Raw genomic sequence first — 15,481 nt, 5'->3', positions numbered from 1 at the left:
GTCGCGCGGGCGGGGGGTGGGATCCACGCCCTCTCTCAGCCACAGGCGCGGGGCCTCCGATCCGACGCCGGAGACGGTTCCACGATACCGGAGGACGGGCGCACTCGACATTCGCCGGTGACCGGATGCCGCGACCTCGGGCACGCGACCCTAGGCTGTAGCCCGTGGTGAAGTGGTTCTGGCAGCGTCAGGAACCGCGACGCAGGCTCCAGCTGCGCTCGCGGGACGATCTCGGTACGGCCACGCGCGTCGACTTCGAGGAGCTCGCGCCCGAGATCGACACGTTCCTGGGCCAGGCGGCCTATCTTCAGCTGGGCTACTTCGAGACGCTGAGCGAGCTCATCGCCCTGACGCCGGAACTCTCCGACAAGGAGTCGCTGTCACGGGCCGCCGGCGCGGCGCTCACGAAGCACGAGGAGCTCGTCGCGCTCATCCGCGAGCGAGGCGACGACCCGACCGACCTGATGCTCCCGTTCCGGGAGCCGCTGGACGCGTTCCGTCGCGCGACTCACGGGGTGCGGCCGCAGGAGACCATGCTCTCGGTGCACATCACCGCCGGAATGCTGGACGACTTCTACCTGGCGCTCTCTGCGAGCTACGCCGAGACCGGCCGCCGCGTCGCCCGCATCCTTCAGGCCGACGACGACCGCGAAGCGATCGTCGACATCATCCTGCGCACGATCGAGAGCGACCCCCAGTGGATGTCGCTGCTGGCGCTGTGGGGCCGCCGGCTCGTGGGAGACACGCTCCTCATCGCACGTGCCGCGCTGCGACCGGCTACCCTTCGCGTGGCGGACGAAGCGAAGGTGGAACCGGTGTTCACAGAGCTCATGGCCGCTCACTCGCGGCGGATGGACGCGATGGGCCTCGCGGCCTGAGTCGCGCCTCAGCCGATCTTCAGCCGCGCCCGCTCGGCGGCGTCGTGCGACACGCGCGAGCGACGCAGCAGGATCACCACGGGGTAGGTGATCAGGAGAGGCGCGATCACCATCGAGAGCCAGGGCCACGGCGTGTCGATCCCGATGCCCGCCCAGGTCAAAGCGGTCCAGGCGATTCCCGCCGCCGACGCGCCCAGCATGGGCGCCAGCACCGCGCCGCGGGTCGAACGGTTGCCGATGTGGAAGTGCACCGCGAGACCGAGGACGGCCCCGACGATGACGGCGATGAGGATCTGCACGGGTCAGGCGACGAAGCCGACGCGACGGGACTCTTCGGTGCCCAGCTCGATGTAGGCGAGGCCGGCGGTGGGGACGATGTAGTTGTTGCCCTTGGTGTCGCTGAACGTGACGTGGGTGGCGCCCGCGTCGAGAGCGGAGGCGATGGCCTTCTTCACGTCGGCGGCGGGCTCGTTGGTCTCGAAGCTCAGCTCTCGTCCGGTGTTCGCGATGCCGATGCGGATCTCCACGTGCGTCCCTCTCTCGTCCTCTGCGCCGTGCGTCCGGGCGCATGGCAACTCTACGACACGCCTACGCGGCCTCAGGCCGCGCCGCGAACGCTCTCGGCGAACGGCGGTGTCGGCCGTGCGCGGTACCGTCGTCCACATGGTTTCGCCTGATCCCTCCGACCCCGTGGTCGCACTCGATGTGCGACAGCGCGTCGTGGTGCAGCTGCCGACGGGCGCGTCCGGCGTCGTCGTGGGAGCGCCGGGAACGGGCAAGACCGTCACCCTGATCGCGCGCGTGGCGGAGCTGGTCGCGCGAGGCGTCGACCCCGACTCGGTTCTCGTGCTGACCCCGTCGCGCCAGACGGCGACATCCCTTCGGGATCGTCTCGCGGTGGCCGTCGGCCGCGCCACGGCCGGACCGCTCGCGCGCTCGGTCGCCTCGTTCGCGTACCAGATCGTCCGCGCGAATGCTGTGATCACGGGCGCTGAGCCTCCCCAGCTGCTCACCGGCGGAGACGAGGACCAGCTGATCCACGACATGCTCGAGGGCGACGCCGAGGACGAGGCATCCGGAGCCTCGCGCTGGCCCGACGAGCTGGGCGCGGCGATCCGGAGCACCGCGGGCTTCCGCACGGAGGTGCGCACGTTCCTCGCCGAATGCACCACGCTCGGCATCGAGCCGCGCGACCTGCGCGATCTGGGCGAGCGCCACGAGCGTCCCGCATGGGTCGCCCTGGCATCCTTCTTCGACGAGTACCTCGACGTCCGCGCCGGGATGCGCGGGGCCCACCGAGACGCGGCCGGGCTCGTCCGCGAAGCGGTCGGATTGCTCCGCTCTGCGGGCGAGGGGATCGAGGCGATCGACCGCGTCGGGGTGATCCTCGTCGACGACGCGCAGGAGCTGACGCGCGGGGGAGTCGAGTTGCTCGAGGCCGCGCGCGGCCGGGGCATCCCCGTCCTCGTCTTCGGCGACCCGGACGTGGGGTCCGGGTCGTTCCGGGGCGCGACGCCCGAGAACTTCGCACGCCTGGCAGCAGGCCTCGGCGCCATCCAGGTGCTCTCGGACGGACATCGCGGCACTCCGTGGCAGGCCGAGGTGGTGCGGCGCGTCACGCAGCGGATCGGCGCCGTGGGCGTCGTAGCGCATCGCGGTCCGGGCGTCGACGCCGCGCCCGACGAATCTCTCCGAGCTCTGCTGCTGCGCTCGCCCGCCGAGGAGTACGACGCCATCGCGCGGATCCTGCGCGAGAGGCACGTCCACGACCGGGTGCCGTGGGGGCGGTGCGCGGTCATCGCCCACGACACGCGTCAGGTCGCCGCCCTCGAGACCGAGCTGTCGGCGCGCGAGGTCCCCGCCCGGTCGAGCGGGCCCGGTCGGGCCCTCGGCCTGCTGCGTCCTGTCGGCGACCTGCTGCGACTGATCGACCTCGCGGCGCGGGACGAGTGGACGTTCGACGATGTCTCCGGCGCGCTCCTGAGCACCTACGGACGACTCGACCCCATCGAGCTGCGCAGGCTCCGCTCGGCGCTGCGCCACGCCGAGCTCGCTGGCGGCGGTGAGCGCGCGGGCCGAGACCTGGTGCTGTCGGCTGTTCGGCAACCGCTCGAGTTCGACCTCGTCGACACGCGGGAGGCGAGGCGCGCCGCGCACCTCGCCCGAACGCTGGCGATCCTGCGCGAGGATCTGGCCCGTGGCGCCACGGCCCACGAACTCCTCTGGACGGCGTGGGACCGCAGCGGACTCCAGCGTCCGTGGTCGGAGCTCGCCCGAGCGCACGGCCCGCTGGCCGAGCAGGCCAACCGCGACCTCGACGCGGTCGTCTCGCTGTTCCAGGCGGCCAAGCGATTCGTGGAGCGGTCGCTGGACGCCGACCCGCGCGTCTTCGTCCGAGGCATCCTCGACTCCGACATCGCCGAAGACCGACTCACCGCCCCCGTCCGCGACGACACCGTCCAGATCCTCACCCCCGCCGGAGCACTCGGGCTCGAGTTCGACACCGTGGTCGTCGCCGGGGTGCAGGACGGTGTGTGGCCGAACAGCCGCCTCCGGGGCAGTCTGCTCGAGACGTGGCGACTGGCGGATGCTTCGGCCGGCGCAGACGACGTCCCCGGTGTGGTCGATCGCCGCCGTGCGGCGATGCACGACGAGCTGCGGCTGCTCGCTCGCGCGCTGTCCCGCGCTACCGACCGGGTCGTCGTCACCGCGGTCGACGACGACGACACCGGACCGAGCGTGTTCTTCGAGTTCTTCCCCGACGCCGAGCGCTACGCGGTGGAGCACCCCCTGACGCTGCGCGGGATCGTCGCCCGCCATCGGCGCACCCTGACCGAGGCCGCGGGTCGCGGCATCCGTTCGTCGCACGCCGCAGCGCAGCTGGCGGTCCTCGCGGATGCGGGAGTGCCGGGCGCGGATCCTGCCCAGTGGTACGGCGTCCTCCCTCCCACTTCCACGGGTCCGCTGCGCGACCTCGCGATCGAAGACGTGCGGGTGTCGCCGTCCCGGCTGCACACGCTCGAGGAGTGCGAGCTGAACTGGGTGATCGGAGACCTCGGCGGCGACCCGGGAGGGACGACCGCGGGTCTCGGGACCATCATTCACGCCGCGCTCGAGCACGCCGCCGATTCGTCGGAAGAAGCGCTGTGGGCGCAGGTGGACGCCCGGTGGGGCGAGCTCGCGTTCGAAGCCGACTGGCGCGATCGCGCTGAGAAGGCTCGCGCGCGCGATCTGGTGCGCCGGCTCCACGTGTACCTGAGACGGTTCGAGGAGTCGGGTGGACGGCTCATCGGCGCCGAGCCCCATTTCGAGGTCGCGATCCCACTCGAGGACGCCGAGGCGTTCGACCACGGCGCGGTCCTCTCGGGCTACATCGACAGGGTCGAGCTCACTCCCGAGGGCACCGTGGTGATCATGGACCTCAAGACGGGCAAGCGCGAGCCGCAGACGGACGCGAAGGTGGTCGACAATCCGCAGCTCGCCGCCTATCAGCTCGCGTTCGAATCGGGGGCGATTCCGGAGGCCGCGGGATTCGCACCCGGAGGAGCGAAGCTGCTCGTGCTGCGGCCGACCGCGGCGCGGTCCGACTACGCGACGCCGTGGCAACCGCCGTTCGACGATGAGAGCCGGGCGGCGTTCCTCGCCCGCGTCCGGTCCGCCGTCTCGACGATGCGCGGGACCTCGTTCTCCGCTCCCTACGAGGAGCACTGCCGCGACGACCATTCCTACGGTCTCTGCCGGATCCACACGATCGGCGCGGTGAGCGCGTCATGACGGTGTCCGCTCCTCCCGTGCTCCTGCCGGCGCGGGTGATCGCCGCCGCGCTCGGCCAGTTCCCGCCCACCGTCGAGCAGGCAGCCGTCATCGAGGCCCCGCTCGAGCCCGCGCTCGTCGTCGCGGGGGCCGGCAGCGGCAAGACCGAGACGATGGCGTCGCGCGTGGTGTGGCTCGTAGCCAACGGACTCGTCCGCCGCGACGAGGTGCTCGGCCTCACGTTCACCCGCAAGGCAGCCGGCGAGCTGGCCGAGCGGATCCAGCGACGACTCGGCCGTCTCGCGGAGTTCGAGCGGCGCGGTCTCGTGTCCCACCTGCCAGATCTCCACGCCGAGGGGCGACTGGACGTGTTCACGGCGCTCGAGCGCGAGGGCGGTGAGGGCGCGGCGGCGAGCCGGGCGCGCGCCGAGGCGATGGACGCGCTCTCCCGCGAGGTCGGTGCCGTGCCGACGCAGACCGACGACGACGCGCTGCTGCACCGACCCACCGTGTCGACCTACAACAGCTTCGCCGATCAGATCGTCCGCGAGCACGCGGTACGGATCGGGCGGGATGCCGAGGCCGCGGTCCTTTCGGAGTCCGCGGCGTGGCTGCTGATGCGCCGCGTAGTGTTCGCGTCCGACGACCCGCGTCTGGAGCAGCGCGGAGAGGCGGTCCGGTCCATCATCGACGCCGCCTTGCGGATCGCGCGCGACGGCGTCGACAACCTGGTGGACCTCGACGAGCTCGCCGCCTTCCCCGACGCCTTCTCCCGGGTGCTCGAACTCCCGTCCACCACTGCACGCACTGTCGTCTACGCCGAGGTGGCCGAGGCGGTCGAGAAGGTCGGCGGCCTCGCGCTGCTGGCCGATCTCGCCCGCGACTACGCCGCCGAGAAGCGCCGGCTCGGCGTCATCGACTTCTCGGACCAGGTCGCCGGGGCGCTCGAGGTGGTCAGCCGCCACCGGGCGGTGGCGGACGAGCTGCGCGACCGCTACCGCGTGGTGCTGCTCGACGAGTACCAGGACACGTCGGTGGTGCAGACCGATCTGCTGGCGCGACTCTTCGCGGGCACGGCGGTCATGGCGGTCGGAGACCCGCACCAGGCGATCTACGGCTGGCGCGGAGCCAGCGCCGGCAACCTCGGCGGATTCGCCGCCGCGTTCTCACCGGAGGAGCCGTGCGCGGAGTTCGCCCTGCTGACCAGCTGGCGCAACAGCGCAGATGTGCTCCGCGCGGCGAATGCCGTCCTCGCACCGCTCGCCGCTTCTGCGGCCGTCCCCGTGCAGTCGCTGAGGTCTCGTCCCGGTGCGCCGGCCGGGGTCGTGGAGTGCGCCTTCGACAACGATCTCGACGCCGAGACGGACCGCGTGGCGCAGTGGTTCTCGCGCGTGCGCGCCGCGAGACGGCGAGCGGGTCTCGCGACGACCGGGGCGATCCTGTTCCGTAGCAAGAAGCACATGGTGCGGTTCGGCGATGCGCTCGGGCGCCGCGGTATCCCGCACCGCATCCTCGGCCTGGGGGGTCTGCTGTCGACGCCCGAAGTGGTCGACGTGGTCAGTGCTCTCCGTGTGATCAGCGACCCCCAGGCCGGGTCGGCCCTCATCCGTCTTCTGTCGGGTCCGCGATGGGCGATCGGGCTGCCCGACCTCCGCGAGCTCGCGGCGCTCGCGCGCCGGATCGCCCGGCACGACGTCGCGCTCCAGCCGCTCGCCCCCGACGTCGTCCAGCAGATCCGCGGCAGCGCCGGCGATGATGACGGATCCCTCGTCGACGCCCTCGACTTCGTGCTGAGGCATCCGATCGATCACGGCTGGCTCGCTGGGTTCACCTCCGCCGCGCGGGAGCGGCTTCGAGAGGCGGGGGCGGTGTTCGCGGGCCTGCGGCAGGCGGCGGGGATGCCGATCGCCGAGCTGGTGCGGCTCATCGAGATCGAACTCCGGCTCGACGTCGAGCTGGCTGCGAACGAGGCCAGGGGCCCGTCGCGCATCGCGTCGGCGCAGCTGCGTGCGTTCGTCGACGAGCTGCACGGCTTCCTCGCTGCGGACGAGTCCGGATCGCTGAGCAGCCTTCTGGCCTGGCTCGATCACGCCGAACAGCTCGATGAGTTCGCGCCGCGCACCGAGCCGCCCGAGGACGATGTCGTGCAGCTGCTCACCATCCACGGCTCGAAGGGGCTGGAGTGGGATGCGGTCGCGGTGGTGCGCATGGTGAAGGACGAGCTGCCGAGTGCTCCGAAGGACACGAAGGGGTGGCTCGGCTTCGGGGTGCTGCCCTATCGCTTCCGCGGGGACTCGGCATGGCTCCCCGAGCTCGCGTGGCGCTCGTCCGCTACTCAGCAGGAGCTGAAATCCGCCATCGAGGCGTTCGTCGCCGCGAACCGCGCGAGGCAGATCGAAGAGGACCGCCGTCTCGCGTATGTGGCGGTCACGCGTGCACGGGATCACCTGCTGCTGACGGGTTCGAGCTGGTCGGGGACGAAGCGCCCCCGGGAGTGCAGCGCGTTCTACGTCGAGATCGCCGCGGAACTCGGGCTGCCCCTTCCAGACGACGATCCGGGCGACAACCCGTACCTCGATGATCGGCGGGTGCTGCAGTGGCCCATCGATCCCCTCGGGTCGCGCCGTGAGGTCGTCGAGCACGCGGCGGCGATCGTCGGCGACGCGCTGTCCGCGCCCCGCGCGCCGGCGGACTCCGACACGACGCTCCTCCTGACCGAGCGGGATGCGCGCCGGAACCCGGCGGCAAACCTCGCACCCACCCGCATCGCCGCCTCCCGTTACAAGGAGTTCGTCTCGGATTATGAGGGGACCGTGGCGGAGATCGCCCGGCCCCTGCCCGAGCGGCCGTTCCGGCAGACCCGGTTGGGCACCCTGTTCCACGCCTGGGTGGAGCAGCGCGCCGGACGCCCAGGACTCGGCGGTTCACTCGACGACGCCCTGTGGGAAGTGGACGACGAGGTGTCCGCTACGACGTCTTCCGTCGAGGACGCGGCAGCGCTGGACGACCTGCGCGCCCGCTTCCTCGCCTCCGAGTGGGCGTCGCTTCGTCCGCTCGAAGTCGAGACCGAGATCGATTTCACCCTCACCGACCTCGACGGTCGGCCGCATGTCGTCATCTGCAAGCTCGACGCGGTGTACCGCCGCGACGACCGGGGTGGCCGGATCGAGATCGTCGACTGGAAGACGGGGGCGGCGCCGCGCACGCCCGCCGAGCGGGAAGAGCGGATGCTTCAGCTCGAGCTGTACCGGCGGGCGTACCACGCGAAGCACGGGGTGCCGCTCGACGAGATCGACGTCGCGCTGTACTACGTGTCGGAGGACCTCATTCTGCGGGGGTAGTCGCGCCCCTCAGGATCATTCCGCGAGCCAGCGGCGAAGAGCCGCCTCCGACGCCCGCTCGGCGTCTGCGGCAGCGTCGTGGTCGTGGTCGTGGTCGCCGGATGCCTCGGCTCGGTCGGCCGCCTTCGCCGCACGGACGTCCGCGAGATGGACGGGCGCATCGACCGGGCTGTCGCGTCGCGAGGGGGAGTCGGACATCTCATCGAGCTCGATCTCAGCGGTGGCGCCGGGGTCCGCGGGCGGCGACGCTTCACCCTCGGTCGCGTCGGCGTCCTCGTTCGGGTCGGTGACCCACGTGGACAGCTCTTCGGGGTCGTAGGCGTCGGTGTGCATCGACGTGTCGACATCGGTCGACGAAGCCTCCGGCATCCGGTCGAGGAGAGCGATCGCGTCGTCGACGTCGAGCGCGTCCTCCGATACGAGGTCGTCGTCGGCCACGCCGGCCGCCAGCGTCTCGAGGAGGCTCACCGCGTCGTCGATCACGTCGGCGCGGCCGGACTCATGGCCGTGCACGAGCCACGACGCGAACTCCAGCTCGGCGTACAGCCTTGCGCGGTCGCGGGCGTGCGCGTCCGGCGCGCGGCCGCTGTGGACGACATAGGCGGCGTAGACGTCGTCGGCCGCGGCCGGGGCAGACGCCAGCCACTGCAGGTCGGTCGCCGGGTCGCCGACGGACAGCCCGTGCCACTCCAGCAGGCCGGTGACCTGCGGGACTCCGTCGACGTCCTCGAAGACGAACGATGCCGCGCCGGCGCCGCCGAGCACCACCGCCGACTCGAACCGCCACAGCTCGTCGGCTTCGACCGCGGCTCTCCAGCGCCGGGCGAGGGCGACCGGGAGCCGCTTCGTGGCGGTGGCCCGATCCAGCAGCCGGGACGCGTCGGTGCGCACCTGCTGAGGCGTGCGGACGGGAAGGCCCTCGGTGCGCACGATCGACAGCGGCAAGGCGTGGAGGGCGGCCAGCGCCGCTCCGACGGAGGTCGCGGCTCCGCGGCCGGGTGGCAGGTGGGCGGCATCGACGCGGTAGCCGGGGAGGAAGTCGACGACGACCGCGCGGGCGTCGCCGAGGCCCGTCTCGCCGAGAAGCTCAGGGGCGCGGAAGGGCAGCAGACCGCGCACTCCGGGCGTCAGTGCGCGCAGCGCGCGCACCTCCGCCGCGAGTTCGGGGGTGGCGGCCGCGTCCGCCGGCGCGCGGACGACGACACGGCGACCGTCGTCGAGATCGGCGACCGCCGAGTCGTAGCGGCCGGACATCCGCTCGGTGAGCTCACCGACCGCGACGACGCCGACCCGGGGAAGAGCCGACGTGACCGACGCGGCTAGAGTGAAGGGTGAGCGTGCCATGTGCCCAGGGTAGGTCGGTGTCGCTCGTCCACCCCCGCGCCACGCCCTGGCTCGCCCTCTCGGAGAAGCGGAGATCGCCGATGACCGCGCCCGGCAGTACGCCGTTCCGGCACGTCGCCGACTCCGGTGTCGATCGTGCCGCCGGCGAGCGATCGGATCCCGACCTGTTGGCACGCGCCCGCGTCGACGAATCGTCGCGCGTGCTCGTGCTCTCGGGCGACCGCGCCCCTCTCGTCACCCCCGAGCGGCTGTCGTGGGTCGCCGCGGAACGCGTGCCGGACGGTGCCGAGTGGGCGTTCCTGGGGCGTGACGGCGGCGGACGCGCACTGCTGGCTGCGGCGTTCGAGGCGGGTGAAACCGATCCCTTCGAGGCACCGGCGGGATGGGGGGCGCTCCGGGCGGTGGGGGGCACGCTCGACGCTCCCGACGCCGAAGCTTTCGTCGAGGCGCTCAGTCTCGCGCGCTGGCTGCTCGATTCGTCGTTCTGCCCCGCCTGCGGAGCGCTGACGATGGTGGTCGACGCGGGCTGGTCACGGCGCTGTCCGTCGTGCGGTCGTCAGCACTTCCCCCGGACCGACCCGGCGGTGATCGTGGCGATCACGAGCGCGGCGGACCCCGACGTCCTTCTGCTCGGTTCGAACGCGCTGTGGGGCGAGAACCGCTTCTCGTGTTTCGCCGGCTTCGTCGAGGCGGGCGAGTCCCTCGAGTCCGCGGTGCGACGGGAGGTGGCCGAGGAGTCGGGCATCGACGTCGTCGACGTGCAGTATCGCGGTTCGCAGGCATGGCCCTACCGCCGGTCGCTCATGCTCGGTTTCATCGCGACCGCCGCCGACGACGCGTCAGCGCGCGCCGACGGCGACGAGATCGCCGCTGTGCGATGGTTCACCCGCGACGAGATCGGCGCGGGACTGGCCGGAGAGGGCGACCTCAGGCTGCCCGGACCGGCGTCGATCGCGCACCGTCTGATCCGTGATTGGCACGGTGGCGCATCGTGACGGCGAGTCCGCTGGACGGCCTCGACGACCGGCAGCTCGAAGCTGTGCAGGCACTCCGGGGTCCGGTCGCGGTGCTGGCCGGGGCCGGTACGGGCAAGACGCGTGTCATCACGCATCGCATCGCGCACGGCGTCGATACCGGCGCATTCTCGCCGGGCCGCGTCATGGCGGTGACCTTCACCGCGAAGGCCGCCGGCGAGATGCGCGGTCGGCTGCGCTCCCTCGGCGTGGAGGGCGTCTCGGCTCGCACCTTCCACGCGGCCGCGCTCGCCCAGCTGAACTACTTCTGGCCCACGCTGGCGGGCGACTCCGCCCCGGCCATCGTCGACAACAAGGTCCGCCTGCTCGCGCACGCGGCGGACGGCATCGGATTCGACCCCGACGTTGCGACCCTCCGGGACGTCGCGAGCGAGATCGAGTGGCGGAAGGTCTCCATGCTCAGCGTGGACGCGTACGCCGCGGCGCGCCCGAAGGGGATCGGACGGCTCACCGTCGAGCGCGTCGTGGATCTTCAGCGCGCCTACGAGAAGTTGAAGGACGAACGTCGTCAGCTCGACTTCGAGGACGTGCTGCTGGCGTGCGCCGGCATGCTCGAGGCCGAGCCGCATGTGTCCCGGGCTGTCCGCGAGCAGTACCGCCACTTCACGGTGGACGAGTTCCAGGACGTGTCGCCCCTTCAGAACCGGCTCCTGGAGCTGTGGCTGGGCGACCGGCGCGACCTCTGCGTCGTCGGAGACGCCAGCCAGACGATCTACTCGTTCGCCGGCGCCGACGCGCGCTACCTTCTCGACTTCGAGGCGCGTCACGAGGGTGCCCGGGTCGTGCGTCTCGAGACCAACTACCGATCGGATGCCGCGATCCTCGCGGTCGCGAACGAACTGATGCGCGATCGGCCGGGAGCGCTCCACCTCGTCGCCGCGACCCACCGTGCCGCCGAAGACGAGACGCCCTCGGTGACGGCGTACGAAGATGACCTGGACGAGGCTCGCGGCGTCGCGTCCCGCATCGCGGCGCAGATCGCGTCGGGCACCGACCCGCGCCGCATCGCCGTGCTCTACCGTGCTCACGCGCAGTCCGCCGAGATCGGCCGCGCGCTCGCCGACGCCGGCATCGCATCGACGGTGCTGGGGGGACGCCGCTTCTTCGACCTCCCCGAGGTGCGCCAGGGGATCATGGCGCTGCGTGGAGCCTCGGTCGCACCGATCGAGGGGCGCCTGGTTGACACGGTGCGCGACGTGCTGCGGTCTCTCGGCCTCACGGACGAGCCTCCCGAGGCCGGGGGAGCGCTTCGCGACGCCTGGGAGCTGCGCGCGGCGCTCCTGCGGTTGGCCGAGGAGGCTCCCGCGGGCACCACACTCCGCGAGTTCGCCGACGAGCTCACCGCCCGGGCGAAGACGCACGACGAGCCGGCGCTGCGCACGGTGACGCTCGCCACGATCCACGCCGCGAAGGGCCTCGAGTGGGATCACGTCCATCTGGTCGGACTCGCTGAAGGTCTGCTCCCGATCTCGTATGCGACGACCTTCGAGCAGGTCGACGAGGAGAGGCGGCTGGCCTACGTCGGCATCACGCGGGCCGCGCGAACGCTCTCGGTGTCATGGGCACGCGGTGCCCGGGACCGTCAGCCGTCCCGTTTCCTGCGAGAGATCGGCACCGGCAGTCTGCGTGCGGCCGGTGCGACCGGGCGGTCCGCAGCAGGGATCCGGCGTGGAGCACCATCGAGCGCTCGGCCCAGCGGGAGCGCCCGCGCCCCGTCGCGCTGACCGCCGCGGTCGAGCCGAGCATTCTCGCGGCGACGATCCCGGCTTCCCAGATCATCGCCTCGTCGACCTCCCCGACGGGCCGCCCCAGGAGCTGCGCTGCGATCGCGGGCCACGCTTCGTCGGCCTCGCGCCGGTGCGCGGCCTCACACGCGAGACAGGCCGTCCGACCCGGCACGATATGGGGACCGATCTCGGAGCGGTCTGGCGCGATCACCACAGGAAGGTGCGGGACGTCGTCGGCCATCAGGCGAGCCGCGAACGCCGGAGGAACGAGCCGATGCGAGACCACCACCAGGGTGGAGGCATCCGCCATGCCGGCGCCCGGCTCGTCGAAGCCGTGCGCCACCTGCACGCGGCACCCGGACACGGCCATCGCCTGCGCGACCGTGCGGAGGTGCGACTCGGGCACGTCGCCCGCGGCCTGCACCCGCACCGCGAGGGTCTCGCGATCAGCCGGGACGAGCGCGCCGCCGAGGTCGTCGAGAAAGGTCTCGGCCGCCCGCGCGGAGGCGCCTGCCGCCATCGCGAACGGGACCACCGCCCCCTCGGGCATGCCGTGTTCGAGCTCGCGCACGAGACGCTGCTGCCAGGGAGCGGGATCGTCGATGACAGCGACCGCCTCGATGCCGAACTGGATGGTGTCGGCCGAGCGCCACAGCGGCGGGAAGGCGGGGTGGATGCGAAGCATTCCCCGATTGTGACCGTCCGCAGTCACGATCCGCGGCGTATCCACAGCACGGCCGTCCGACTCGCGGGCGAACGCCCGCTGGGGAGGAACCGCTACACCGGCCGGTGATCCTCCGGTGCGCCGTCGTCGTCTTCGGCGGGGAGATCCTCGCCGGCGAGCAGCCGAGCAAGAGCGTCGTCGAGCTCGTCCGGTGCCGGCTCCTCGCCTCGGGCCCGCGCCTCGAGCCGGGCCACGAGCGCACCCGGATCGTCGATGTCTTCGGCGCCCGGCATGAGGTCGGGATAGTCCCACAGCGCGTCGCGCGCCGCGACCCCGACCGCGTCCGTCACCGCGCGCCACATCGCCGCGGCCTCGCGCATCCGGCGGGGACGCAGCTCGAGACCGACGAGCGAGCCGAGTGCTCTTTCGGCAGGGCCCCCGACCGCGCGCCGCCGCCGCACCGCCTCGGCGATCCTGTCGGCCGCGGGCAGGCGGGACGTGGCTTCGGCGGTCACGACCTCCACCCACCCCTCGATGGTGGCGAGCAGGTTCTCGAGGCGCGCGAGCGCCGCGTCCTGCGCTTCCGAACGCTCGGGGAGCAGCGCGCCGCTCTCGAGCGCGCTGCGGAGCTCGTCCGGCTGAGACGGGTCGAACCGCGAGGCGAGCTCTTCGAGCGCCGCCGTGTCGACGTGCACGCCGCGGGCGAACTCCGTCACCTGCGAGATGACGTGCAGGCGCAGCCACCGGGCGTGCCGGAACAGGCGGGCGTGGGCGAGCTCGCGCGTGGCGACGTACAGGGCGAGCTGATCTTCAGGGACCTCGAGGTCGCGCCCGAAGTCGGCGAAGTTCTGGGGCAGGATGGCGGCTTCGCCGTCGGGCATGAGGGGGATGCCCACGTCGCCGCCGCTGACCACCTCCTTCGACAGGTTCCCCACGACCTGGCCGAGCTGAGAGGCGAAGAGCGATCCGCCGACGGTTCGCATGAGGCGGCTCGCGCCCTGGATCAGCCCCTGCATGTCGTCCGGCGCCTGCTCGCTGAGGGCGCTGGTGAGCGCGTCGGCGATGCTCGTCGCCACGGGTTCCGCCAGCTGCTGCCAGACCGGCAGCGTGGCCTCCACCCAGCCGCCGCGAGTCAGCGTCCGGGGCGGCGAGGCGAGATCGGAGATCGTGGTCGCCTCGCTGAGCCACAGCGTGGCCAGCGCGAACGCCTGATCCAGGTCGGTGCGCTGACCGGCGGTCACGCCGAGGCCGTCCTGGTTGGCGATGTGCAGGGCCTGGCGCTGGGCGAGGTCCCACGAGATTCCGTCGTCCGAGGCCCCGGCGAACGCGCCCTGCAGGTGCCGCATGACCGTCTGCATCATGGCCGGATCGATGTTCATCCCGGACAGCTGTGAGAGCTGCTCGGGGTCGAGCCCTCCCGCGCCGCCGCCGAACAGCTGGCGGATCAGCTCCTGGAACTCGTCTTCGGGACTGCGATCGTCGTCTGCCACTTCAGCCGCCTTTCAGCCGGTTCATGACGTCGCGTTCTACGCTAGTCCCAGCATCCCTCGCACTCTCCGGCAGAGCCTCGCGTGACTTACGCCGGTCGCGAACGACCAGGCAGGAAGAGGTCCCGGTGGCCCTGTTCGACGAGAACGTCACGATCGCGCCCGCCCCGCGGCGGCGCCTGTCCCGCACCGCCCTCATCGGGATGTGGGCGCTCGCGATCTCCCTGGTTGTCCTCCTCGTCATCACCTTCCTCCCCACCTCGTACGTCATCCAGCGGCCGGGGCCCGTGTACAACACGCTCGGAACAGCGGCGTCCGCGGACGGCGAAGAGGTGCCGCTCATCTCGGTCGAGGGCGCGGAGACCTTCCCGACCGAGGGTGCCCTCGACCTGCTGACGGTGCAGGTCGTCGGCAACCGCGAACGCACTCCCTCCTGGTTCGAGCTGGCGATGGCGTGGTTCGATCCGACCAAGGCGGTGCTGCCGATCGAGAGCGTCTTCCCCGAGGGCACGACGACCGAGGAGCGCAACTCCGAGAGCGCCGCGATGATGATCGACTCCCAGCAGGAGGCCACGGCCGCCGCCCTGACCGAGCTCGGCTACGACGTCGGCGCGAAGCTCACCGTGCACTCGCTCGTCGAGGATTCCGCGGCGCAGGGGGTGCTGGAAGAGGGCGACGTCATCCTCGCCGCAGCCGGCACGGAGGTGGCGGATGCCGCGCAGCTGCGCGAGATCGTCAACGAAGGCGGCGGTGACCCGGTCGAGCTGCTGATCGAGCGCGACGGCGACGAGCAGGCGGTCTCGGTGGCGCCGAAGGAGACCGAGGTCGACGGCGAGAAGACTCTGCTGCTCGGAATCACCCTCATGGCCGCTTACGACTTCCCGATCGATGTGGCGATCCAGCTCAACAACGTCGGCGGTCCGAGCGCCGGGATGATGTTCGCGCTCGGGATCATCGACACCCTCACCCCGGGCCAGCTGAACGGCGGCGAGCAGGTCGCAGGCACGGGGACCATCACCGCCGGGGGCGAGGTGGGCCCGATCGGCGGCATCCGCCAGAAGCTCTGGGGAGCGAAGGACGCGGGCGCGGAGTGGTTCCTCGCGCCGGCATCGAACTGCGACGAGGTCGTCGGTCACGTCCCCGACGGGCTCCAGGTGTTCTCGGTCGAAACGCTCGACGACGCGCTCGCCGCACTCGAGACGGTCCGCGACGGCGCGGATGTGGACGCCCTGCCGACGTGCACGTCATGACCG

10 protein-coding genes are annotated in these 15,481 nt (G+C 71.9%); 6 read left to right on the top strand and 4 right to left on the bottom strand.

The genetic code is table 11. The annotated features are described in order from the left end of the window. Positions 1-164 precede the first annotated feature (164 nt). Positions 165-878 carry a ferritin-like fold-containing protein gene (locus ACFUTX_RS08710; RefSeq protein ID WP_378862785.1) on the top strand — a complete coding sequence of 238 codons (714 nt, stop codon included), beginning with the start codon at positions 165-167 and terminating at the stop codon, positions 876-878. 8 nt (positions 879-886) lie between these two features. Here the strand turns inward: ACFUTX_RS08710 and ACFUTX_RS08705 are convergent, their stop codons facing one another. Next, the gene (locus ACFUTX_RS08705; RefSeq protein WP_378862782.1) at positions 887-1,177 is read right to left on the bottom strand and encodes a hypothetical protein; all 291 of its coding nucleotides are present in this window, start codon (positions 1,175-1,177) and stop codon (positions 887-889) included. Between the two features lie 3 nt (positions 1,178-1,180). Continuing rightward, positions 1,181-1,405 carry a DUF3107 domain-containing protein gene (locus ACFUTX_RS08700; RefSeq protein ID WP_378862779.1) on the bottom strand — a complete coding sequence of 75 codons (225 nt, stop codon included), beginning with the start codon at positions 1,403-1,405 and terminating at the stop codon, positions 1,181-1,183. 136 nt (positions 1,406-1,541) lie between these two features. Between ACFUTX_RS08700 and ACFUTX_RS08695 the strand changes: the two genes are divergently transcribed. Next, positions 1,542-4,652, top strand: coding sequence for an ATP-dependent helicase (locus ACFUTX_RS08695; protein WP_378862776.1), 3,111 nt, complete (start codon positions 1,542-1,544; stop codon positions 4,650-4,652). Beyond that, positions 4,649-7,972 carry an ATP-dependent DNA helicase gene (locus tag ACFUTX_RS08690; protein WP_378862773.1) on the top strand — a complete coding sequence of 1,108 codons (3,324 nt, stop codon included), beginning with the start codon at positions 4,649-4,651 and terminating at the stop codon, positions 7,970-7,972. The genes ACFUTX_RS08695 and ACFUTX_RS08690 overlap by 4 nt, the downstream gene beginning before the upstream one ends. Before the next feature lie 15 nt (positions 7,973-7,987). Here the strand turns inward: ACFUTX_RS08690 and ACFUTX_RS08685 are convergent, their stop codons facing one another. Continuing rightward, positions 7,988-9,316, bottom strand: coding sequence for a phosphotransferase (locus ACFUTX_RS08685; RefSeq protein WP_378862770.1), 1,329 nt, complete (start codon positions 9,314-9,316; stop codon positions 7,988-7,990). Positions 9,317-9,396: 80 nt separating this feature from the next. Between ACFUTX_RS08685 and nudC the strand changes: the two genes are divergently transcribed. Together nudC and ACFUTX_RS08675 are read left to right on the top strand one after the other, a co-directional pair. Then, a complete protein-coding gene (gene nudC / locus ACFUTX_RS08680; RefSeq protein WP_378862767.1) occupies positions 9,397-10,311 on the top strand; it encodes an NAD(+) diphosphatase in 915 nt (304 codons plus the stop codon). After that, a complete protein-coding gene (locus ACFUTX_RS08675; RefSeq protein WP_378862764.1) occupies positions 10,308-12,074 on the top strand; it encodes an ATP-dependent helicase in 1,767 nt (588 codons plus the stop codon). Before nudC ends, ACFUTX_RS08675 begins: the two co-directional genes overlap by 4 nt. A 780-nt stretch (positions 12,075-12,854) precedes the next feature. Here the strand turns inward: ACFUTX_RS08675 and ACFUTX_RS08670 are convergent. Next, the gene (locus ACFUTX_RS08670; protein ID WP_378862761.1) at positions 12,855-14,231 is read right to left on the bottom strand and encodes a zinc-dependent metalloprotease; all 1,377 of its coding nucleotides are present in this window, start codon (positions 14,229-14,231) and stop codon (positions 12,855-12,857) included. 125 nt (positions 14,232-14,356) lie between these two features. Between ACFUTX_RS08670 and ACFUTX_RS08665 the strand changes: the two genes are divergently transcribed. After that, on the top strand, positions 14,357-15,478 hold the full coding sequence (locus ACFUTX_RS08665) for a PDZ domain-containing protein (RefSeq protein ID WP_378862758.1): 1,122 nt from the start codon (positions 14,357-14,359) through the stop codon (positions 15,476-15,478). Positions 15,479-15,481: the final 3 nt, after the last annotated feature.

Source organism: Microbacterium sp. NPDC057407 (assembly GCF_042803895.1).
In the GTDB taxonomy this organism is placed as follows: Bacteria; Actinomycetota; Actinomycetes; order Actinomycetales; family Microbacteriaceae; genus Microbacterium.
Note: the sequence above shows the minus strand (reverse complement) of the source record. Positions and strands in the feature narration are given on the sequence as shown.